This is a genomic window from Actinacidiphila yanglinensis (assembly GCF_900107965.1).
GTDB lineage: Bacteria > Actinomycetota > Actinomycetes > Streptomycetales > Streptomycetaceae > Actinacidiphila > Actinacidiphila yanglinensis.
Genome location: NZ_FNVU01000001.1, coordinates 789,028 through 810,889, shown reverse-complemented (window position 1 = coordinate 810,889; position 21,862 = coordinate 789,028). Strand labels below are relative to the sequence as shown.

At 71.6% G+C, this 21,862-nt stretch carries 20 protein-coding genes; 5 read left to right on the top strand and 15 right to left on the bottom strand.

Annotated features, from left to right (window positions below; all coding sequences use genetic code 11):
- Window positions 1–22: 22 nt before the first annotated feature.
- The 11 genes from C4U44_RS03365 to C4U44_RS03315 form a co-directional block, all read right to left on the bottom strand.
- The gene (locus C4U44_RS03365; protein ID WP_103884025.1) at window positions 23–1,411 is read right to left on the bottom strand and encodes an SGNH/GDSL hydrolase family protein; all 1,389 of its coding nucleotides are present in this window, start codon (window positions 1,409–1,411) and stop codon (window positions 23–25) included.
- Window positions 1,412–1,614: 203 nt separating this feature from the next.
- Window positions 1,615–3,270 (bottom strand): MGH1-like glycoside hydrolase domain-containing protein, encoded by a 1,656-nt coding sequence (locus C4U44_RS03360; protein ID WP_146088187.1) that lies wholly within the window; start codon window positions 3,268–3,270, stop codon window positions 1,615–1,617.
- Window positions 3,271–3,409: 139 nt separating this feature from the next.
- Window positions 3,410–4,120 (bottom strand): DUF4232 domain-containing protein, encoded by a 711-nt coding sequence (locus C4U44_RS03355; RefSeq protein WP_103884023.1) that lies wholly within the window; start codon window positions 4,118–4,120, stop codon window positions 3,410–3,412.
- Window positions 4,121–4,425: 305 nt separating this feature from the next.
- Window positions 4,426–4,773, bottom strand: coding sequence for a metal-sulfur cluster assembly factor (locus C4U44_RS03350; protein ID WP_103884022.1), 348 nt, complete (start codon window positions 4,771–4,773; stop codon window positions 4,426–4,428).
- Window positions 4,770–5,225: a Fe-S cluster assembly sulfur transfer protein SufU gene (gene sufU, locus C4U44_RS03345; protein WP_103884021.1), complete on the bottom strand. Its 456-nt coding sequence runs from the start codon at window positions 5,223–5,225 to the stop codon at window positions 4,770–4,772. Before sufU ends, C4U44_RS03350 begins: the two co-directional genes overlap by 4 nt.
- Window positions 5,226–5,238: 13 nt before the next feature.
- On the bottom strand, window positions 5,239–6,489 hold the full coding sequence (locus C4U44_RS03340) for a cysteine desulfurase (protein ID WP_407642773.1): 1,251 nt from the start codon (window positions 6,487–6,489) through the stop codon (window positions 5,239–5,241).
- 23 nt (window positions 6,490–6,512) lie between these two features.
- Window positions 6,513–7,277, bottom strand: a complete 765-nt coding sequence (gene sufC, locus C4U44_RS03335) for a Fe-S cluster assembly ATPase SufC (protein WP_103884020.1) — start codon at window positions 7,275–7,277, stop codon at window positions 6,513–6,515.
- A gap of 7 nt (window positions 7,278–7,284) precedes the next feature.
- On the bottom strand, window positions 7,285–7,602 hold the full coding sequence (locus C4U44_RS03330; RefSeq protein ID WP_103884190.1) for a non-heme iron oxygenase ferredoxin subunit: 318 nt from the start codon (window positions 7,600–7,602) through the stop codon (window positions 7,285–7,287).
- Between the two features lie 8 nt (window positions 7,603–7,610).
- Window positions 7,611–8,792 (bottom strand): Fe-S cluster assembly protein SufD, encoded by a 1,182-nt coding sequence (gene sufD, locus C4U44_RS03325; RefSeq protein WP_103884019.1) that lies wholly within the window; start codon window positions 8,790–8,792, stop codon window positions 7,611–7,613.
- Window positions 8,793–8,868: 76 nt separating this feature from the next.
- A complete protein-coding gene (gene sufB / locus C4U44_RS03320; protein ID WP_103884018.1) occupies window positions 8,869–10,290 on the bottom strand; it encodes a Fe-S cluster assembly protein SufB in 1,422 nt (473 codons plus the stop codon).
- Entirely contained in the window at window positions 10,287–11,171 is an 885-nt protein-coding gene (locus C4U44_RS03315) for a helix-turn-helix transcriptional regulator (protein ID WP_235031759.1), read from the bottom strand. The genes sufB and C4U44_RS03315 overlap by 4 nt, the downstream gene beginning before the upstream one ends.
- 182 nt (window positions 11,172–11,353) lie before the next feature.
- On the opposite strand from C4U44_RS03315, the gene C4U44_RS03310 reads away from it, so the two are divergent.
- Both C4U44_RS03310 and C4U44_RS03305 read left to right on the top strand, forming a co-directional pair.
- The gene (locus tag C4U44_RS03310; RefSeq protein ID WP_103884017.1) at window positions 11,354–12,280 is read left to right on the top strand and encodes an ABC transporter ATP-binding protein; all 927 of its coding nucleotides are present in this window, start codon (window positions 11,354–11,356) and stop codon (window positions 12,278–12,280) included.
- Entirely contained in the window at window positions 12,277–13,074 is a 798-nt protein-coding gene (locus C4U44_RS03305) for an ABC transporter permease (RefSeq protein WP_103884016.1), read from the top strand. The genes C4U44_RS03310 and C4U44_RS03305 overlap by 4 nt, the downstream gene beginning before the upstream one ends.
- Window positions 13,075–13,117: 43 nt before the next feature.
- Here C4U44_RS03305 and C4U44_RS03300 read toward each other — a convergent pair whose 3' ends face one another.
- Window positions 13,118–14,413, bottom strand: a complete 1,296-nt coding sequence (locus tag C4U44_RS03300; RefSeq protein WP_235031758.1) for a glycoside hydrolase family 55 protein — start codon at window positions 14,411–14,413, stop codon at window positions 13,118–13,120.
- A 185-nt stretch (window positions 14,414–14,598) separates the two neighbouring features.
- Here C4U44_RS03300 and C4U44_RS03295 point away from each other — a divergent pair, with 185 nt between their 5' ends.
- Window positions 14,599–15,606 (top strand): COX15/CtaA family protein, encoded by a 1,008-nt coding sequence (locus tag C4U44_RS03295; RefSeq protein WP_235031757.1) that lies wholly within the window; start codon window positions 14,599–14,601, stop codon window positions 15,604–15,606.
- Here the strand turns inward: C4U44_RS03295 and C4U44_RS03290 are convergent.
- The 3 genes from C4U44_RS03290 to C4U44_RS03280 form a co-directional block, all read right to left on the bottom strand.
- Window positions 15,596–16,714 carry an amidohydrolase gene (locus C4U44_RS03290; RefSeq protein ID WP_103884014.1) on the bottom strand — a complete coding sequence of 373 codons (1,119 nt, stop codon included), beginning with the start codon at window positions 16,712–16,714 and terminating at the stop codon, window positions 15,596–15,598. The two genes, C4U44_RS03295 and C4U44_RS03290, sit on opposite strands and share 11 nt — an antisense overlap.
- 106 nt (window positions 16,715–16,820) lie before the next feature.
- Window positions 16,821–17,156 (bottom strand): hypothetical protein, encoded by a 336-nt coding sequence (locus C4U44_RS03285; RefSeq protein ID WP_103884013.1) that lies wholly within the window; start codon window positions 17,154–17,156, stop codon window positions 16,821–16,823.
- 218 nt (window positions 17,157–17,374) lie between these two features.
- The gene (locus C4U44_RS03280; RefSeq protein ID WP_103884187.1) at window positions 17,375–18,334 is read right to left on the bottom strand and encodes a heme o synthase; all 960 of its coding nucleotides are present in this window, start codon (window positions 18,332–18,334) and stop codon (window positions 17,375–17,377) included.
- 286 nt (window positions 18,335–18,620) lie between these two features.
- Here C4U44_RS03280 and tkt point away from each other — a divergent pair, with 286 nt between their 5' ends.
- Both tkt and tal read left to right on the top strand, forming a co-directional pair.
- Window positions 18,621–20,708, top strand: coding sequence for a transketolase (tkt, locus tag C4U44_RS03275; protein WP_103884012.1), 2,088 nt, complete (start codon window positions 18,621–18,623; stop codon window positions 20,706–20,708).
- A gap of 35 nt (window positions 20,709–20,743) precedes the next feature.
- Window positions 20,744–21,862, top strand: coding sequence for a transaldolase (tal, locus tag C4U44_RS03270; protein WP_103884011.1), 1,119 nt, complete (start codon window positions 20,744–20,746; stop codon window positions 21,860–21,862).

Sequence of the window (21,862 nt, the reverse complement as noted above, 5' to 3'; positions counted from 1 at the left end):
GGCCGCCGTCGAGAAGCGCCGGTCAGCTCGGCAGCGTCCAGTTCTGCGCGGCCGTGCCGTTGCAGTCCCAGATCCGCAACTGGGTCCAGTCCGCCGTCGAGCTGTTCGGGTCGTCCAGGCAGCGCCCGGACTCCGGGTTGACCAGGGAGCCGTTCGGCCCGGCCAGCCAGCGCTGCGCCCCGCTGCCGTTGCACTGCCACCACTGCACCAGCGTGCCGTTGGCCGTGCCGCTCGCGCTCACGTCCATGCAGCCGCCCAGGGCGCGCAGCGTGCCGCCCGCGCCCGGCACCACCGTCCAGTTCTGGGCACCGGTGCCGTCGCAGCCGTAGAGCTGGACGTGGGTGCCGTTCGTGGTACCGGAGTTCTCGACGTCCACGCATTTGCCGGGGATGCCGGAGGTGACCGGGCCGGTGCGGGTCTGACCTGCGGCGGCGAGCGCGGACTCCACCAGCGTGGCGGCGCCCCGCATCCCGGCCTCGTTCGGGTGGTACTGCGACCGGCCGGCGGCCGGCGTGTACGTCTCCACCCACGGGACGGCGGCGCACGCGTCGTGGCCGTGGCTGGCCGCGGCCAGGTCGACCAGCGTCGCACCTGTCGCGGTCGCGGCGGTGGCGGTCGCGGCGGCCAGCCGGGAGGCGATGCTGTGCTCGAAGGCCGACTGGTCGGCGGTGAGCGGCACTCCGGTGCAGACGCCGGAATCCGGCAGGATGGTGAAGTAGTTGACCAGTAGCACCCGTGCCTGGGGGGCGGTGGCGTGCACGGCGTTCACCACGTCCTCGATCCGGCCGGCCAGCACGCCGAACGTCTGGTTGATCGACGCCTGGTCCACGCTCCCGCAGTTGGAGCCCCCGCTGGTCTGGCAGGAGTAGGAGTCGATGCTGCCCAGGTAGTCGACGTCGTTGCCGCCGATGGTGACGGTGACGAGCTGGGTGGCGCTGGTGACCGCGTCGATCTGCGGCGGCTGCCCGGACTGGCCGGTGGTGAGTACGTTCGCCGTCGTCGCGCCGCTGCACGAGGCGTCGCTGAGGTTCGCGCCGATGTCCTCGGCCACGAGGCTCGCGTAGTTGACCGCCGACCGCGCGCACGCCGCGGCCCCGGTGCCGGTCTGGGCCGGGGGGATGCCCGGGCCCGCGGCGAAGGAGCTGCCCATCCCCACGTAGTCGAGCCCGGCGCCCGTCGCCGCGGCCGAGGCCCGGGGCGCCGCCTTGCCGCCGGCCGCCGGTGACGCCTTGACGCCGGCCTCCGCGGTCGCGGTGGCCTTCGGCGTCGCCTTCGCCGGTGTGCCGGCGACCGCGGCCGGGGCGAGGAACACCGCCGCCGTCGCGGCGGCGGCGACGGCGGCGGCGGCGGCGGGCAGTAACGCCCACCGCCGCCGGCCCGCCTGCTTGCTGCTGTCACGAGGAGTACCCATGCCACCTCCACCCATCGGGAGCCGCACCGCGGCTCGAAGGACACTGCGCTGCGCGCCGTTCGCCGGGGTTCGCCGCGCACCGGGGCTCGAAGCACCCGGTGCGCGGGAGCGGAGGGGGCGGCCGCCGGCCGCCTCCACGGACCGTCGGCCACCTCGGCGGACCATCGGCCACCGAGGGGCCGCCGGCCGCCAGGAAGGAACTCTCAGTCGCCGAGGGCGATTTCCACCGTGTGGTGGCCGGTCGCGGCGGCCGGCAGCACCGGGGCCGAGCGGCGGCCGTCCACCGTGCAGGACCGCACCCGGCCGCCGGAGCCCGTGAGCGTGATGTCGAGCGTGGCATCGCGGTACGCCAGCCCGCCCAGCGTCACCGTCCCCCAGCCGGACGGCAGCGTCGGGGACAGCCGCAGGCCCTCCTCGGTGAAGCCCACGCCGAACAGCCCGGAGAGGATCATCCGCAGGTAACCCGTCGCCGACCACGCCTGGTCGGGCTGCGAGGTGAAGTGGGACTCGGTGCCGTCGCCGCCCGTCTGCCAGCCGCCGTCCACCGCGCCGGACTGCGAGTTGTACAGCTCGTAGAAGCTGTTGTCGCTGCTCCGGACCAGCGAGGCCAGTTCCTGCACGGCGCGGGCGAACAGGTCCGCCCGCCCGGCGACCGCCGCCGCGTGGCCGAACATCGAGTGGACCATCGGCCACACCGACACGTTGTGCCGGCCGGGCTGGTCGTCGCTGAACCGCTCGAAGTGCGGCCAGACGTTGACGATGCCGTGCGGCTCCCAGTGGGTGGCGGCCACCACCCGGCGCGCACGGTCGGCGTCGGCCACGCCCAGCAGCACCGCGAACGCCAGGCCCGCGCCCTCCTGGGAGGTGTCGAGCCGCCCGGCCAGCGTGTCCTGGCCGTGCACGAAGTAGCCGTAGAGCCCCGCGTCCTCGCGCCACAGGTGCGTGTTGACCGCGTCCCGCACGCTCTTCGCGGCGGCGCGGTGGGCGGCGGCGTCCGCCTGGTGCCCCAGCGCCTGCGCCATGTTCCCGGCCGCCTGGTAGGCGCCGTAATAGAGGCAGTTGGTGGACAGGCACATCAACTCGTCGGTGTGCGGGTAGTCCAGCACGAACGAGGAGTTGATGCCGCTGCTCCACGGCGGCGCCGGGTAGCCGGCGATGCCGTCGTTCATGAACGACGGCCCCTGGAACAGCCCGAAGTCGGCGTTGAGGTTCTTCGCCCTGCGCGCGGTCAGGGTGTTCACGGACGTGGTGTAGGCGTCGGCCAGGAAGTCCCGGTCGCCGGTGACCAGGTAGTGGTTCCAGGCGCCGAGCACCCAGATCACCTGGTCCCACCACTGGTTGTCCTGCTGGACGATCAGGCCGCCGTCGCCGCGGTCGATCACGGCCCACAGCGTGTTGCGGCCGATCACCGGCCCGAGCAGGCTGGCCGCGTTCCAGGCGTTGACCGCTGCGTCCCGCGTCCACCGCTGCGGTGACGGGTAGCCGCCGCCGGCCCGGACGAACGAACCGCTCGGATACGTCACCAGCTTGGCGGCGTCGTACGTCCCGGGGTCCGCGTAGGCGGTGTTGATCCCGAACAGATCGGTCAGCGCCGACTCGTAGGCGGTGCCCAGCAGTTGCTGCGTGGCGGCGTCGCCGAACGCCAGGGTCGGCATGGTGTACCCCACCCGGCCGCCGCCGGGACGGTTCCCCTGCGGGATACCGGCCCGCGACGGCTCGTCGGCATGCGCCGACGTCGCCCCCAGGCCGGCCAGACCGGCGGCCGCGAGGGTGCCCGCCACGACGCCGGTTCCGGCGGTCCCCAGGATGCCCCGTCTGGTGACGCCTCGTGATTCCCGTGCGGCCGCATCCGAGTCCATGGCGTCCACTCCCCTTTCGCGCCGCGCGCGCGATGGCAACGTTGTCAAAGTCCCAACCCGGAAGCTAGCAGCCTCCGTTGGGCACCGCCAAGGGGTCGGACCGCACCTCCTGCCCCAGCCGACACAGCCGGGGCCGCGGCTACTTGTTGCCGTGCACCGGCCCCACCTGGAGGTTCTGGATCGACGAGCCGACGCACTCCTGCCGGTTCCAGGGGATGTTCGTGGACTCCTTCTGGTTCGGCGGGTAGACGCGCAGGGTCGGCACGGTGGTCAGGTCGCACTGCGCGGCGGAGTACCCGCCGACGCCGTTGACGGTCCGCACGTCGGCGTACGCGTGGGCGTTGGGAATCAGGGTGACCCGGGTGGCCGGGGTGTCGCTGGTGCGCGCGGCGGCCTTGCCGAGCTGGATGTTGTGGATCTTCACGAAGGACACGCCGGGGTAGCCCGAGAGGCTGCACGGCGAGGAGCCCTTGTTCTGGAAGACGATCTGGAAACCGGTGCTGCCCGCGCCCGAGGAGAAGTTGGCGGCGGTGGCGCGCAGCTGGTCGGTGGTACAGGCCGGCACGGACGTCCCCGCGGAGGCGGTCGCGCCGGACCCGCCCGACACGGCGGACTCCCCGGACTTGCCGGAGTCGCCGGACACCCCGCCGACGGTGGCCGGATCGGCCGTGGCACCGCCCGCCGAGGTGCTGCTGGGATCGGGCTGGGACGACGACGCGGCGGAGGAGGACGTGGCAGAGGAGGAAGCGGCGGTGTCGCTCGCGTCGGACCCGCACGCCGCCAGGGCGAACCCTGCGGTGGCGAACATGACGACGAGCGTTCCGGTGCGGACGGTCCTGGTGGTGCGCATGGTCCTGGCCTTTCCTGTGCGACGGCTGAGGCGTTCGGTGCGCCTGCGTTGATCGTGTACCCACAGGACGGGCAATGTCAGCGATCTCCGGCGTGCCGTTACACCTTGGGGACACAGCGGGACATTCGCCGCGACATTCGTACGATCATCATCACTATGCGTGACGGTGTCGACGCGCTGAACGAGGCCCTACCGGCACGATGCCCCACCGCACGGGCGCCGGGCCGGAACGACGCGACGGCCGCCGTACGCAGCGAGTGCGTACGGCGGCCGTCCGGTGGGACCGCGTGTCCGGGGGGAACCCGTCAGACGTTGAAGCCCAGCGCGCGAAGCTGCTCGCGGCCGTCATCGGTGATCTTGTCGGGGCCCCACGGCGGCATCCAGACCCAGTTGATCTTCAGCTCGCGGACGATGCCCTCGGTCGCGCTGGTGGCCTGCTCCTCGATGACGTCGGTCAGCGGGCAGGCCGCCGAGGTGAGCGTCATGTCGAGCGTGGCGACGTTGGAGTCGTCGATGTGGATGCCGTAGATCAGGCCGAGGTTCACCACGTCGATGCCCAGCTCGGGGTCGACGACGTCGTAGAGCGCCTCGCGCACCTCCTCCTCGGAGGCAGGGGTGGTGCTCAGGCCGTTGGGCACGGTGTTGTTCGTCATGCGGGCTTCCCTTCGGACAGCGCCTGCGCCGTCGCGTCCTTCCACGCCATCCAGCTCAGCAGCGCGCACTTGACGCGCGCCGGGTACTTGGAGACGCCGGCGAACGCGATCGCGTCCTCCAGCACCTCCTCCATCGCCTCGTCGGGCTCGATCCGTCCGCGGGACTGCATCAGCTCCAGGAAGGTCTCCTGGATCTTCTGCGCCTCGGACACGTCCTTGCCGACCAGAAGTTCGTTGAGCACCGAGGCGCTGGCCTGGCTGATCGAGCAGCCCTGACCCTCGTAGCTGACGTCACCGATCACGGTGCCGTCCATCCGCACCCGCAGGGTGATCTCGTCCCCGCAGGTGGGGTTGACGTGGTGCACCTCGGACTGGCCCTCCCGCAAGCCCCGCCCGTGCGGGTGCTTGTAGTGGTCGAGGATCACGTCCTGGTACATCGAGTCGAGTTTCACAGCAGCACCGCCATCAGCCGAAGAAGTTCCGGACCTGCTCCAGCCCCTCGACCAGGGCGTCGACCTCGGCCGGAGTGGAGTACAGATAGAACGACGCTCGCGTGGTCGCGGGAATTCCGTACCGCAGGCAGACCGGGCGGGCGCAGTGGTGGCCGACCCGGACCGCGATGCCCTGCTCGTCCAGCACCTGCCCGACGTCGTGCGGGTGGATGTCGCCGAGCGTGAAGGAGATCGCCGCGCCGCGGTCCTCGCCGGTGGTCGGGCCGATGATCCGCAGATCGGGCACCTCCAGCAGCCGGCCCAGCGCGTACTCGGTGATCGCGTGCTCGTGGGCGGCGACCTTGTCCATGCCGAGCGCACTGAGGTAGTCCACCGCCGCGCCCAGGCCGATCGCCTGCGCGATCGGCGGGGTGCCGGCCTCGAACTTGTGCGGCGCGGGCGCGTAGGTGGAGGAGTGCATCGAGACGGTCTCGATCATCTCGCCGCCGCCGAGGAAGGGCGGCAGGTCCTCCAGCAGCTCCTGCCGGCCCCACAGCACGCCGATGCCGGTCGGGCCGAGCATCTTGTGGCCGGTGAAGGCGACGAAGTCCGCGCCGAGCGCCTGGACGTCCAGCGGCATGTGCGGGGCGGCCTGCGAGGCATCGATCAGGACGAGCGCGCCGACCTGCTGGGCGCGGCGCACGATCGCCTCGACCGGGTTCACGGTGCCGAGGATGTTGGACACCAGCACGAACGAGACGATCTTGGTGTCCTCGGTGATGACCTGATCGATCTCGGACAGGTCGAGCCGGCCGTCGTCGGTGAGGCCGAACCACTTCAGCTTGGCGCCGGTGCGCTGCGAGAGCAGCTGCCACGGCACGATGTTGGAGTGGTGCTCCATCTCGGTGATGACGATCTCGGTGTTGCTGTCCACCCGGTAGGGCTCGTCGGCCCAGCCGAGCATGTTCGCCACCAGGTTCAGCGACTCCGAGGCGTTCTTGGTGAATATCACCTCGTCGCGGCTGGGCGCGTTGATGAAGGCGGCGACCTTGTCGCGGGCGCCCTCGTACAGCGCGGTGGCTTCCTCGGCGAGCACGTGGACACCGCGGTGCACGTTGGCGTTGGACTGCTCGTAGTACGCGTTGAGCGTGTCCAGCACCTGGCGCGGCTTCTGCGAGGTCGCGGCGTTGTCGAGGTAGACCAGCCGGCGGTCGTCGTGGACCAGGCGGTCCAGGATCGGGAAGTCCTTGCGGATCGCCTCGGTGTCCAGGAGGCCGGCCGGCACCCTGCCGATCGGCGAGGTCGATGTCACGCGGCAGCGCCACCCTTCACGTAGGACTCGTAGCCCTCTTCCTCCAGCTTGTCGGCGAGCTCGGCGCCACCGGACTCGACGATCCGGCCGGCCGAGAAGACGTGCACGAAGTCGGGCTTGATGTAGCGCAGGATGCGCGTGTAGTGCGTGATCAGCAGGGTGCCGACCTCGCCGTTCTCACGGACCCGGTTGACGCCTTCGGAGACGATCCGCAGGGCGTCGACGTCGAGGCCGGAGTCGGTCTCGTCGAGGATCGCGATGCTCGGCTTGAGCAGTTCGAGCTGGAGGATCTCGTGGCGCTTCTTCTCGCCGCCGGAGAAGCCCTCGTTGACGTTGCGCTCGGCGAAGGAGGGGTCCATGTGCAGGTGCTCCATGGCCTCCTTGACCTCCTTCACCCAGGTACGCAGCTTGGGCGCCTCGCCGCGGACGGCGGTGGCGGAGGTGCGCAGGAAGTTGGAGACCGACACGCCGGGGATCTCGACCGGGTACTGCATGGCGAGGAAGACGCCGGCCCGGGCCCGCTCGTCGACGGTCATCGCCAGCACGTCCTCGCCGTCGAGCGTGACGGTGCCGCCGGTGACGGTGTACTTCGGGTGCCCGGCCAGCGAGTAGGCCAGGGTGGACTTGCCGGAGCCGTTGGGGCCCATGATGGCGTGGGTCTCGCCCTGTTTCACGGTGAGGTCGACGCCCTTGAGGATTTCCTTGGTGGCGTTGTCGGCTTCGACGGTGACGCGCAGGTCGTGGATTTCAAGCGTTGCCATGGGTGACTCAGGACTCCTGGGTGACGGAGACGAGCACGTCGTCCCCAACGATCTTGACGGGGTAAACGGGGACGGGCCGCGTGGCGGGCAGTCCGGAGGGCTTGCCGGTGCGCAGGTCGAAGCTGGAGCCGTGCAGCCAGCACTCGATCTGGCAGTCCTCCACCTCGCCCTCGGCGAGCGAGACGTTGGCGTGCGAGCAGATGTCGTTGATCGCGAACACCTCGCCCTCGGTGCGGACCACCGAGACCGGCACACCGTCGACCTCGACGCGGTGCGGGGTGTCGTCCTCCAGCTCGCTCAGCGCGCAGACGCGGACGAAGGGCACGGTGCTGGTCATCCGACCGCCGCCTCCAGTTCCGTGTCGATCTTCGCCATCAGCCGCTCCTCCAGGTCGGGCAGTCCGATCTGCTGGACCAGCTCGCCGAAGAACCCGCGCACCACCAGGCGCCGGGCGTCCTCGGCGCGGATACCGCGGCTCATCAGGTAGAAGAGCTGCTCGTCCTCGAACCGGCCGGTCGCGGAGGCGTGGCCGGCGCCGACGATCTCGCCGGTCTCGATCTCCAGGTTGGGCACCGAGTCGACCCGGGCGCCGTCGGTGAGGACGAGGTTCCGGTTCAGCTCGTAGGTGTCGGTGCCCTCGGCCGCGGCCCGGATCAGCACGTCGCCGATCCACACCGCGTGCGCGTCCTGGCCCTGGAGGGCGCCCTTGTAGGCCACGTTGGACCGGCAGTGCGGCGTGTCGTGGTCGATGAAGAGGCGGTGCTCCTGGTGCTGGCCGCGGTCGGTGAAGTACAGCCCGAACAGGTCGGCCTCGCCGCCGGTGGCGCCGTAGACGACCCGCGGGTGCAGCCGGACCACGTCGCCGCCGAAGGTGACCACCACGGACTTGAAGCTCGCGTCGCGGCCGACCAGCGCGGTGTGCTGGGCGACGTGCACCGCGGTGTCGGCCCAGTCCTGGACGGAGACCACGGTGAGCTTGGCACCGTCGCCCACCAGGAACTCGACGTTGGCGGCGAGGGTGGTGTCGCCGGTGTGGTCCAGCACCACCACGGCCTCGGCGAAGGCGCCGACCTCGACGACCTGGTGGCCGTAGGCGACGCCGCCCTCGCCGTGCACGGAGATCCGGACCGGCTCGGTGAGCACGGTGTCCTTCGGGACGCTGATCACCGACGCCTTCTCGAAGGCGCTGAACGCCTGCGCGACGACCCGGTCGACGGGCTTGCCGGCCTTGCCGACCCGCGGGTCGGTGCGGTCGACGGTCTGCACGGTGACGGCCTCGGGCGCCGTCACCTCGACCCGCAGCGAGCCGGTGGCCTCGGCGGTGCCGTCGTGCAGCCCGCGCAGCCGCTCCAGCGGGGTGAAGCGCCACTCCTCCTCGCGCCCGTTCGGCACGGGGAAGTCGGCCACGTCGTAGGACGGGGCGGCGCTGACCCGGGCGTCGGCGGGCTGCTCAACCGGCTGCCCCACCGTGATGGCACCGTCCGTGGTGCTGCCCGCAGGGGTGTTCTCGGCCATAGGTGTACTGCTGCTCCTCTGGGATTGCTTCGATCGGTACGGACGGGGGCGGCGGGGATGCCCGGGGGGACCCGGGTCAGCCCACCGCGCCTTCCATCTGCAGCTCGATCAGCCGGTTCAGTTCGAGGGCGTACTCCATCGGCAGCTCCTTGGCGATCGGCTCGACGAAGCCGCGCACGATCATCGCCATGGCCTCGAACTCGGTCATGCCGCGGCTCATCAGGTAGAAGAGCTGGTCGTCGGAGACCTTGGAGACGGTCGCCTCGTGGCCCATCGACACGTCGTCCTCCCGCACGTCGACGTACGGGTAGGTGTCGGAGCGCGAGATCGTGTCGACCAGCAGCGCGTCGCACAGCACGTTGGACTTCGCGCCGGAGGAGCCCTCGCCGATCTCGATCAGACCGCGGTAGGAGGTGCGGCCGCCGCCGCGGGCCACCGACTTGGAGACGATGTTGGACGACGTGTTCGGCGCCATGTGCACCATCTTCGCGCCCGCGTCCTGGTGCTGGCCCTCGCCGGCGAACGCGATGGACAGCGTCTCGCCCTTGGCGTGCTCGCCCATCAGGTAGACCGCCGGGTACTTCATCGTCACCTTGGAGCCGATGTTGCCGTCGATCCACTCCATGGTGGCGCCCTCGTAGGCGACGGCGCGCTTGGTGACCAGGTTGTAGACGTTGTTCGACCAGTTCTGGATGGTCGTGTAGCGGCAGCGGCCGCCCTTCTTCACGATGATCTCGACCACCGCGGAGTGCAGCGAGTCCGACTTGTAGATCGGCGCGGTGCAGCCCTCGACGTAGTGCACGTAGGCGTCTTCGTCGACGATGATCAGGGTCCGCTCGAACTGGCCCATGTTCTCGGTGTTGATCCGGAAGTACGCCTGCAGCGGGATCTCCACGTGCACGCCCTTCGGCACGTAGATGAACGAGCCGCCGGACCACACCGCCGTGTTCAGCGAGGCGAACTTGTTGTCGCCGGCCGGGATGACGGTGCCGAAGTACTCCTGGAACAGCTCCGGGTGCTCGCGCAGCGCGGTGTCGGTGTCCTGGAAGATGACGCCCTGCTCCTCCAGGTCCTCGCGGATCTGGTGGTAGACGACCTCGGACTCGTACTGCGCCGCGACACCGGCGACCAGGCGCTGCTTCTCCGCCTCGGGGATGCCGAGCTTGTCGTAGGTGTTCTTGATGTCCTCGGGCAGGTCCTCCCAGGACTCCGCCTGCTTCTCCGTGGACCGCACGAAGTACTTGATGTTGTCGAAGTCGATGCCGGTGAGATCGGAGCCCCAGGTCGGCATCGGCTTCTTGCCGAACAGCCGCAGGCCCTTCAGCCGCATCTTCAGCATCCACTCCGGCTCGGACTTCTTGCCGGAGATGTCGCGGACGACCTCCTCCGACAGGCCGCGCTTGGCGGCGGCGCCGGCGGTGTCGGAGTCGGCCCAGCCGTACTCGTAGGTGCCGATGCCCTCGAGCTCCGGGTGAGTGGTCTCCGTGGGAGCAGTCATGCGGGGTTCCTCCCGGACGTGCTGACTGGTGCGTGGTCGGTTGCTGCATTTGCTGCGGGTGCTGCTGGGGTCGCAGGTGCTGCCGGTCCTGGCGGTCCCGCGGGTGGCTCGGGTGGTGGTGCGGGTTCCTCGGGTGCGGTGACGGACCGCCCCCGGGGCGACTGCGGGATGAAGGTGGTGCACACCCCGTCGCCGTGCGCGATGGTGGCGAGCCGCTGGACGTGGGTCCCCAGCAGGCTGGAGAAGACCTCGGCCTCCGCCTCGCAGAGCTGCGGGAACTGCTCGGCGGCGTGGGCCACCGGGCAGTGGTGCTGGCACAGCTGCTCTCCCCCGACGCTGCGCCCGGGGGCGCCCCCGGCCGGGCCGGGGGCGCTACGCGCTGTTGCAGCGTACCCGTCCGCGGTCAGGGCGCGGGCGAGGGCCTGCGCCCGGTCGTCGGGCGCGGCGGCGTCGATGAGCTCGCGGTACCGCTCGGCCTGGGCTGCGACCCGGGCCCGGGCGAACGCGGTGACGGCGGCCTCGCCCTGCTCGCCGCCGCCCGCAGACCGGGCGATCCAGCCCAGCGCGTCCGCGGCGAGCTGGTCGTATGCCTGGTCGAAGGCGTCCCGGCCGCAGTCGGTGAGCGCGAAGACCTTGGCGGGGCGGCCGCGGCCGCGGCTGCCGTAGACCCGCTGCTGGCGGGGTTCCACGATGTTCTCCGCGACGAGGGCGTCCAGGTGACGGCGCACCGCCGCCTGGGTGAGTCCCAGCCGCTCGGCGAGGTCCGCGGCGGTGGAGGGCCCGTGGCCCAGGATGGAGCTGGCGACCCGGTTACGGGTGCGCCGCTCCCCGGTCGTCTGCTCCTCCGCCGCCTCGCGGGCAGCACCGCCTACGTATTTCACAACGCCATTGTTGCTTAATTCGCCGAGCAGGGGCAAGCTCCACCCTTCACCTGCGCGGTGTGCTACATCACTTAGGGTCACCTCACTCGACGCCGGTGGTCCGCCCGGCCCGGGGGCCGGATGCCGCCGGGGGTCCCGCCCTGCCGCCGGAGCCGCGCGCGCGGCTCCTTAGACTCGTCGCCATGCGAAACGAGCCCGCGGTCGAGGTGACCGGTCTGGTCAAGCGGTACGGCACCAGAACCGCGGTCGACGGCCTCGACCTGACCGTGCCGCGCGGCTCCGTCACCGCCGTCCTCGGCCCCAACGGTGCGGGCAAGACCACCACGGTCGAGGTCTGCGAGGGCTTCCGGCGGCCCGACGCCGGCACCGTCCGCGTCCTCGGCCTCGACCCGGTCACCCAGGGCGGCCTGCTGCGCCCCCGGATCGGCGTGATGCTCCAGTCCGGCGGCATCTACCCGGGCGCCCACGCCGAGGAGATGCTCCGGCACGCCGCGACGCTGTACGCCCACCCCGTGGATCCCGCGCTGCTGATCGAGCGGCTGGGCCTGGAGGCGTGCGGCCGCACCACCTACCGGCGGCTGTCCGGCGGCCAGCAGCAGCGCCTCTCGCTGGCCATGGCCGTGGTCGGCCGCCCCGAACTGGTCTTCCTCGACGAGCCCACCGCCGGCCTGGACCCGCAGGCCCGGCACGCCACCTGGGACCTGGTCCGCGAGCTGCGCTCCGCCGGCGTCGGCGTGGTGCTCACCACCCACTTCATGGACGAGGCCGAGCAACTGGCCGACCAGGTGGTGGTCGTGGACGCCGGCCGCGCAATCGCGCACGGCAGCCCCGAGGAGTTGTGCCGCGGCGGCGCCGAGAACACGCTGCGCTTCAGCGGCCGGCCCGCCCTCGACCTCACCTCGCTGCTCAACGCCCTGCCCGCCGGCTCCCTCGCCGCCGAGCTGTCCCCCGGCTCGTACCGCATCGAGGGCAAGGTCGACCCGCAGCTGCTGGCCACCGTCGCCTCCTGGTGCGCCCAGCACGGCGTCATGCCCGACCATCTCGCGGTGGAGCGGCGCACGTTGGAGGACGTCTTCTTGGAACTGACCGGCAGGGAGCTGCGCGCATGAGCGTCACCACCGACACCGCGCACGCCACGGGCGCCGGCGCCTTCACCCCCGCGCCGGGCCCGGCGCCGCTGCCCCGGATGATCCGGGCGCAGGCGCTGCTGGAGACGAAGATGCTGCTGCGCAACGGCGAGCAGCTGCTGCTCACCGTGGTGATCCCGGCGCTGCTGCTGGTGCTGTTCAGCGCGGTCGACATCGTGGACACCGGCAAGGGCAGGTCCGTGGACTTCCTCGCGCCCGGCATCCTGGCGCTCGCCGTGCTGTCCACCGCCTTCACCGGCCAGGCCATCGCGACCGGCTTCGAGCGGCGCTACGGGGTGCTCAAGCGGCTGGGCGCCTCCCCGCTGCCGCGCTGGGCGCTGATGGCCGCGAAGACCTGCTCGGTGCTGGTCACCGAAGCGCTCCAGGTGGTGCTGCTGGTGGTGATCGCCTACGCGCTCGGCTGGTCGCCGCACGGTGACCCGGCCGCGGTGCTGCTGCTCCTGCTGCTGGGCACGGCGGCCTTCTCCGGGCTCGGGCTGCTGATGGCCGGCACCCTCAAGGCGGAGGCGACCCTCGCGGCGGCGAACCTGGTATTCCTGCTGCTCCTGGTCGGCGGGGGCGTGATCGTGCCGATGGACAAGTTCTCCGGCGGCACGCAGGACGTCCTGAAGCTGCTGCCGATCTCCGCGCTGTCCGACGGGCTGCGCGACGTGCTGCAGAACGGCGCCGGGATGCCGTGGGGCGACCTGGGCATCCTCGCGGTCTGGGCGGTCCTGGGACTGGCGGCGGCGGGCCGCTGGTTCCGCTGGGAGTGACGCCGGGCGACCGCGGTTTCCCCGCCCCCGGGGTACCGGACGCTCAGGTGGACGGGATGCAGTCCACGAAGGTGGCGACGTCGCTGCCCTGACCGGGATCCAGGGCCAGGAAGTCCGCCCGGGGGTGGGAGGCGAGGCGGCACATGTCGTAGCGGACGCACGTCGGGGGCTCGGCGCCGGAGGCGGTGCGGTACTGGTGGGTGCCGACCAGCTGGCAGGAGTCGTAGCGGACGAGCGGGCCGTTGTCCGTGAGGGTGTAGCGGTGGGCCCGCAACGCGTCGGAGAAGGATTTGAACGCGTGCGCGGTGTCGTCGCAGTCGTTGAAGTGCACGGTGCCGCGGTTCCAGGCGCAGTCGATCACCACCACCGCGTTGTCGCGCAGCTCGAAGCGGATGTCCTCGGCGTGGAAGCGCTGCACGCCGTCGAAGTGCGAGGGGCGCGGGAAGCGGAAGAAGGCACTCTCGAAGCCGTAGTCGGGGTGCGGGGTGGGACGGCGGCCGGTGACGATGTAGCTGCCGGAGCGGCAGGTCACGGAGCCGCCGTAGGGGAACTCCAGGAAGTTGCCCCACTCGTAGGTGACGTTCATGTCGGTGAACCAGTAGTTGAGGAACTGGTCCTGCTGCTCGGTGTCGGTGGAGTGCAGCGAGAGCCCCGCGTACAGGAACGCCTTGCGGTAGGCGCCGCCGACCCGGCACGCCTCCCAGCGCATCTCGGAGTTGGTGTTGCTGCCGTCCAGTGCGATGCCGTACTCCCACTCCCCCATCCACTCGCACTCCGAGAAGCGGTAGTTGGCCGCGCCGCCGGTGGAGTAGGAGTAGAAGAACGAGGCGCCCGGGGTGCCGGCGGTGAAGCGCAGCCCCTCGAACGAGATGTTCTGCCAGGTGTCGTTGTTGCGGCAGAGGTAACTGCCCCCGTCGGGGCCGTCGACGGCGGCGGGCGCGAACACGATGTCGCTGATCCGCAGCCCCGCGCCCACGAACCGCAGCCCGTTGACCTGGTGGGACGGCGAGTCGGCGGCGAGCAGCGCACCGGGCCTGGTCACCCGGTACTGGCCCGGCGGCACCATGATCACGGTACGTCCGGTGCCGGCGGCGGCCCGCTTCTCGGCGTAGGCGTAGGCGGCCTCGAACGCGGCGCTGTCGTCGGTGGTCCCGTCGCCCTTGGCCCCGAAGTCGGCCACCACGTCGGCGTACCCCGGGTGGTCCGGGGAGGCGGCGCCGGCCGCGGGGGCCTCCCAGGCGCCGCTCGCCCAGGCCGCCGCGCCGGCTCCGGCCAGCGCCGCGGCGCCCCCGTACAGCATCCGCCGGCGGTTGACGTTCTCGCGGTGCTCTCCGGTCATCCGGGACCCCTCCCCCTGTGGGTGCACCGAGCATGCTAGGGGCGGCCGGTCCGGCTTGCGGGCGTTTTCCCGACATGTACGTCCGGGTGCGTACACCGCGGGCGCCCGCCTGCGCACTATGGGCGCGGCGCCCGCCCGGCACCCCTCGTGAATCCGTGCACAAGGGGTGCGCCTACCATGGCTCCGTGCCGAAGCTGCCCGATATCGCGCGGAACCCGCTCGCCTTCATCGCCGCCCGGTGGACCCCCAGCCCTGTGGCGGTGCGCCGTGCGGCGCTCGCGGCGCTGGTGATGTCCGTGGTGATCGTGATCACCGGCGGCGCGGTCCGGGTGACGGCCTCGGGGCTGGGCTGCCCGACCTGGCCCACCTGCAACGGCGACAGCCTGCTCGGCACCCGCGAGATGGGCATCCACCACACCATCGAGATCAGCAACCGCATGCTGACGTACGTGCTGTGCGCCACCGTCGGCTGGGCGATCATCGCGGTGCGGGCCCAGCAGGAGCCGCCCCGGCGCAGCCTGTACCGGCTGGCCTGGGCCCAGTTCTGGGTGGTCGTCCTCAACGCGGTCTGGGGCGGCCTGACGGTCCTCACCAAGCTCAACCCGTACGTCGTCTCCTTCCACTTCCTGCTGTCCGCGGCCCTGATCACGGTGGCCGTCCTCACCTGGCAGCGCACCCGGGAGGGCGACGCCTCGCCCCGACCGCTCGTCGGCAAGCCCGTACGGCAGCTCGGCCAGCTGCTCACCGCCGCCGCGGCACTCCTCATCGTCATCGGCACCCTCGTCAGCGGCGCCGGGCCGCACCCGGGCGAGTCCAGCGGGTCCTACACGGTGCGGCGCATCCCCGTGGACTGGAGGACGATCGCCCAGCTCCACGCGGACTTCGCCTGGATCGTGGTCGGCCTCACCGTCGCGCTGTGGTTCGTACTGCGCGCCGTGGACGCGCCGGTCGGGCCGCAGCACCGCGTCCGCGAGCTCTTCCTCGTCCTCATGGGCCAGGGGGTGATCGGCTACGTCCAGTACTTCACCCACCTGCCCGCGGCCCTGGTCGACCTGCACATGTTCGGCGCCTGCCTGGTCTGGATCGGGACGCTGCGGGTCCTGCTCTCCTTCCGCGAGCGCCCTCCGGCGGAGCCGGGCGCCACGGTGCCGGCGGCCGCGACCGCTCCCGCGGCCTCCCGCGTCAGCGCCTGACCCAGGACGGCCCGACCTCGGCCGGCCCGACCTCGGGCCGGCCGGCCGACGGGAACAGCCGTCGGGCGTTCTCCGCGGTGACCAGGGACGTCACCCGGTGGCCGTCCCCGGTGGACCACTCCCCGGCGCGCACCCGCCCGTCGACGAGGCGCCCGAGGTCCGCGAGGAACTCCCGGGCCGATGTCACGGCGAGCTCGGGAAGCCCGTCCGCGCCGCTCGCGTAGAGCACCTTCCCGAAGGGCGTGCGGGCGAGCACGCGGGACGGATCGCCGCCCACCCCGACGTACACGTGCGGCAGTTCGGCGGCGAGGTGTGCGGCGGCACGCTCGTGGCAACGGCCGGGCAGCAGGATCACGTCCGTACCGAGCCCGGTGGTGGCGCGCAGGAAGCTCTCGGCGGCACGCGGCCCGTCGCCGCCCGACGGGTGGCGCAGGAGGAGCGGCAGGCCGGTGGCGACCGCGTGCCAGCGCAGGTGGCGGAGCAGCACCGGGTCCTCCGGCCGCGAGCCCACCGCGCGGTCGCCCAGCCAGGTCGCGGCGGCCCGCCGTACCTCGACCGGGCCCGGCGGTCTGGCGTCCCCGACGTCCTCCTCCCTCCCGGCGCACCCGTCGGCACGGAAGGCGCGCCCGCCCGCACAGGAGAACCCGGCCACGCCGAGCGCCGCGCCGTGCACGGCCTCCGCGAGGTTGGCGAGGAAGCCGTCCACGGTCCCGGAGGTGTCGGCGACCTGCTGGGCGAGCGGTTCGAGCCGGACCGTCTCCAGCACCGGCGCCCCCGTGGTGGCCGCGAGCTCCTTCGGCGGGGTGAGATCGCCGGGCTCCCCGGTGTCCATCACGTACGCCGCCACGTCCATGCCGCGCAGCAGCAGCCGGGTGGCCTCGTACGCGCCCAACTCGCGGCGCCTGGCGAGGTAGCGGGCCGGCGGGCAGTGGGGTTCCAGGCCGAGCAGCGGCGGGCACCAGCGGCGCAGCGCGAAGCCGGTGGGGCTGTCGAAGAGGGTGGTGCCGGGGGCGGCGGCGCCCGGCAGCCACGCCTCGAAGGAGCCGAGGCCCAGGTCTCCCGGGTACACCCCGTGGCAGTGCACGTCGATCAGGTCGGCCCCGGCCATCGGTCCATCCCGTCCCGTCCGTCGGTCAGGACCCGGCCAGGCCCTCGTCCCTGCGCGGACGGCCGTCGGGGGCGGCCCGCACAGGGCCTAACGCGGCAGGGCGCCGTCAGGTGTTGGGACGTCCGCCGATCTGCACGCCTGCCATCCGGGACCACTCGTACGGCCCTGTCCGCACCTTCGCGGCCAGCTCGCCGTCGAACGCCTCGTGCACGGTCACGCCCGACTCCGCCACGGCGCGCCGCGCCAGCTCGTACCGCGGCGCGACCAGGTCGCCCCAGGCGCCGTCCTCGCCCACGAGCACGATCCGGGCGCCCCGCTCCCCGAGGTAGGAGATCTGGGCATCCGTGCCGCCGTGCGCCCGCCCGAACGCGTGGATCTGCCGCGCCAGACGCTTGACGCGCCGCTCGGCCCTGGGGTCGTCGTCCACCTTGCTCTCAGCCATACGCCCACCCTACCCACCGGTAACGTGCAGGCAACCAGTGCACCGCGGTTCTCGCGGTACCAGGGGCCCGTGGGGGCACTCCCCCTGGCTTCGCCGGAGGCACCCCCACCCAGCCGCCGGGCCGGGGGAGAACCGCGCGGCAGCCATCCGGCGGCAGGCGGTCCCGGAACCGGCAGGGCAAGGCACCCCGGAGGGTCCGCCCGGGCCGCCCGCAGGGACTAGTGGAGGAAGGGGTCGATCGCGACGGCGACGAAGAGCAGCGTCGCGTAGGTGATCGACCAGTGGAACAGCCGCATCTCCTTGAGCTTCGCGCCCATGACACCGGCCTTGGCGCGGGCGTGCAGCCCGTGCGCCTCCTTCAGCCAGAACGCGCCGAGCAGGGCCGCGACGACCGGGTAGAACCAGGAAGTGTCCCCCAGCGGCCACCACAGCGTGAGCGACGTCAGCACCATGACCCAGCTGTAGAGCACGATCTGCCGGGCCACCACCTGGTTGCCGGCGACCACCGGCAGCATGGGCACGCCGACCCGGGCGTAGTCGTCCTTGACCTTCATGGACAGCGGCCAGTAGTGCGGCGGCGTCCAGAAGAAGAGGACGAGGAAGAGCACGAAGGGCGCCCAGCCGAGCTCGTCGCGTACGGCCGACCATCCGATGAACACCTGGAGGCAGCCCGCGACTCCGCCCCACACGATGTTCTGCGCCGTACGCCGCTTCAGCCACAGCGTGTAGACGAACACGTAGTAGAGGATCGCGGTCAGCGACAGCGCCGCGGACAGCGGGTTGACCAGCACCGCGAACCAGACGGTGGAGATCACCGACAGGGTCACGCCGAAGACCAGGCATTCGCGCGGCGAGACCATCCCGGTGACCAGTGGCCGCTGCTCGGTGCGGTGCATCAACGCGTCGATGTCGCGGTCGATGTACATGTTCAGCGCGTTGGCGCCGCCTGCGGACAGGTAGCCGCCGACCACGGTCGCGACCACCAGCCACAGGCTGGGAACGCCGCCGGCCGCCAGGAACATCACCGGGACGGTCGTGATGAGCAGCAGTTCGATGATGCGCGGCTTGGTCAGCGCGACGAACGCCATGACACGGGCACGCGGCGGCCGGTGCCCGGAGTTCGCCTGTCCCGAGCCCGCCCCGATGACCCCGGCGGGTCGGGATTCGACGGCTGTCACGAACACCCCACGAGAGATGAGTCCAGCAGGTCCCGGCTGCCTGCCGGCCGGCTGAGCGGCGGCGGACCACGGTCCCTGCGCGTACCACGCCACTCTAGACGTAGGGAATACCCCGGCTTTCTGCGGGGGGTCCCCGCGGGCAGGGCGTGTCCCGTTCGGAGTTATCCACACGAGCAGCGACGTGGGCAAAGGCGCGCGCGCCTGCGGCGGTAGGCTCGGCAACGTCGGGTAGGCACCTGTCACCGGCGCTTTTTTCAACATATGTGGAGAGGAGCCCTGACCCAGGGTGAGCAAGCAGCCGACCACCACAGACCTTGAGTGGACCGATCTGGACGAGCGGGCCGTGGACACCGCCCGCGTCCTTGCCATGGATTCCGTGCAGAAGGTCGGCAACGGCCATCCCGGCACGGCAATGAGCCTGGCCCCGGCGGCCTACCTGCTGTTCCAGAAGATCATGCGGCACGACCCGGCCGACTCCGACTGGACCGGCCGCGACCGCTTCGTGCTGTCCGCCGGGCACTCCAGCCTGACCCTCTACACGCAGCTCTACTACGCCGGTTACGGCCTCGAACTGGCCGACCTCGAAGCCCTGCGCACCTGGGGCTCCCAGACCCCCGGCCACCCGGAGTACGGCCACACCAACGGCGTCGAGACCACCACCGGCCCGCTCGGCCAGGGCGTGGCCAACGCGGTGGGCATGGCCATGGCCTCGCGTTACGAGCGCGGCCTGTTCGACCCGGACGCGGCCACCGGCGCCTCGCCGTTCGACCACACCATCTGGGCGATCGCGGGCGACGGCTGCCTCGAGGAGGGCATCTCCGCCGAGGCGTCCTCGCTGGCCGGCCACCAGAAGCTCGGCAACCTGGTGCTGCTGTGGGACGACAACCACATCTCCATCGAGGGCGACACCGAGACGGCCGTCTCCGAGGACACCGTCAAGCGCTACGAGGCGTACGGCTGGCACGTCCAGCGCGTCACGCCGAAGGAGAACGGCGACCTCGACGTGCACGCGCTGCACGCCGCGATGCTCGCCGCCAAGGCCGAGACCGGCCGGCCGTCGTTCATCGCGGTCCGCTCGATCATCGCCTGGCCGGCCCCGCACGCGCAGAACACCGGTGCCGCGCACGGCTCGGCCCTCGGTGAGGACGAGGTGCGGGCCACCAAGGAGCTGCTCGGCTTCGACCCCGACAAGCACTTCGACGTCGCCCCCGAGGTCATCGCGCACACCCGCGCGGTCGGCGACCGGGGCCGCGAGGTGCGGGCGGAGTGGGAGAAGTCCTACGCCGCCTGGCGGACCGCGAACCCGCAGCGCGCCGAGCTGTTCGACCGGATCGACGCCGCCGAGCTGCCGGCCGGCTGGCAGGACAGCCTGCCCGCCTTCGAGGTGGGCAAGTCGCTTGCCACCCGCGCCGCTTCGGGCAAGGTCCTGGAGGCGCTGGGCGCGGTCGTCCCCGAGCTGTGGGGCGGCTCCGCGGACCTCGCCGGCTCCAACAACACGACGATCGACAAGAACTCCTCGTTCCTGCCGGTCGGCAACCCGCTGCCCGGCGCGGACCCGTACGGCCGCACCGTGCACTTCGGCATCCGCGAGCACTCCATGGCCGCGGAGATGAACGGCATCACCCTGCACGGCAACACCCGTGTCTACGGTGGCACGTTCCTCGTCTTCTCCGACTACATGCGCAACGCGGTCCGGCTGTCCGCCCTGATGCACCTGCCGGTGACCTACGTGTGGACGCACGACTCGATCGGCGTCGGCGAGGACGGCCCGACCCACCAGCCGGTGGAGCACCTGGCCTCGCTGCGCGCCATCCCGGGGCTGAACGTGGTGCGCCCCGCCGACGCCCACGAGACGGTGATCGCCTGGCGCGAGATCTTCAAGCGCTGGACGAAGGAGATCGGCAAGGGTGCCCCGCACGGCCTGGCGTTGACCCGTCAGGGCGTGCCCACCTACCCGGCCAACGAGGACGCGGCCCGCGGTGGCTACGTCATGGCGGAGGCCGAGGGCGGCCCGGCGCAGGTCATCCTGATCGGCACCGGCTCCGAGGTGCAGCTCGCGGTGGGCGCGCGCGAGGAGTTGCAGGCCGCGGGCATTCCGACCAGGGTCGTGTCGATGCCGTGTGTCGAGTGGTTCGAGGAGCAGGACGAGGAGTACCGCCAGAGCGTGCTGCCGTCCTCGGTGAAGGCGCGCGTCGCGGTCGAGGCCGGCGTCGGCCTCACCTGGTACCGCTACGTGGGCGACGCCGGGCGGATCGTCAGCCTGGAGCACTACGGTGCCTCGGCCGACGGCAAGGTGGTCTTCCGCGAGTTCGGGTTCACCGCGGAGGCGGTGGCCGCCGCGGCCCGGGAATCTCTCGCCGCCGCAGATCGCTGACGCAGTTACACGACAAATCAGGAGATGCAAATCCCATGACAGACGCACTCAAGCGCCTCTCCGACGAAGGCGTCGCGATCTGGCTGGACGACCTGTCGCGCAAGCGCATCACGTCCGGCAACCTGGCCGAACTCATCGACCAGCAGCACGTGGTCGGGGTCACCACCAACCCGTCGATCTTCCAGAAGGCCATCTCCCAGGGCGACGGGTACGACGGCCAGCTCGAAGACCTCGCGGCGCGCCGGCTGACCGTCGAGGAGGCCCTGCGGATGATCACCACCGCGGACGTCCGCGACGCCGCCGACATCCTGCGTCCGGTCTACGACGCGAGCGGCCACCAGGACGGCCGGGTCTCCATCGAGGTCGACCCGCGGCTGGCGCACAACACGAAGGCGACCATCGCCGAGGCCAAGCAGCTCGCCTGGCTGGTGGACCGCCCGAACACGCTGATCAAGATCCCCGCGACGAAGGCCGGGCTCACCGCGATCACCGAGGTGACCGCCAAGGGCATCAGCGTCAACGTCACCCTGATCTTCTCGCTGGAGCGCTACCGCGAGGTGATGGACGCCTACCTGTCCGGCCTGGAGAAGGCCAAGGCGGCGGGCCTGGACCTCGCCGAGATCCACTCCGTGGCGTCCTTCTTCGTCTCCCGGGTCGACAGCGAGATCGACAAGCGGCTGGAGAAGATCGGCTCCGACCAGGCCAAGGCGCTCAAGGGCAAGGCCGCCGTGGCCAACGCCCGGCTGGCCTACCAGGCGTACGAAGAGGTCTTCGGCACCGACCGCTGGACCGCCCTGGAGCGGTCCGGCGCGAACAAGCAGCGCCCGCTGTGGGCCTCCACCGGTGTAAAGGACCCGGCCTACCCCGACACGCTGTACGTGACGGAGCTGGTCGCGCCGAACATCGTCAACACCATGCCCGAGGCCACCCTGGACGCCGTCGCCGACCACGGCCAGATCACCGGCGACACCGTCCGGCCCGGTTACGCGCAGGCCCAGGCCGACATCGACGCGCTCGCCCCCCTCGGCGTGTCGTACGACGACGTGGTGCAGGTGCTGGAGGACGAGGGCGTCGCGAAGTTCAAGGCGGCCTGGGTCGAGCTCCTGGACTCCACCAAGGCGGAACTCGAGCGCCTCGCCCCCTCGGAGGCGTGA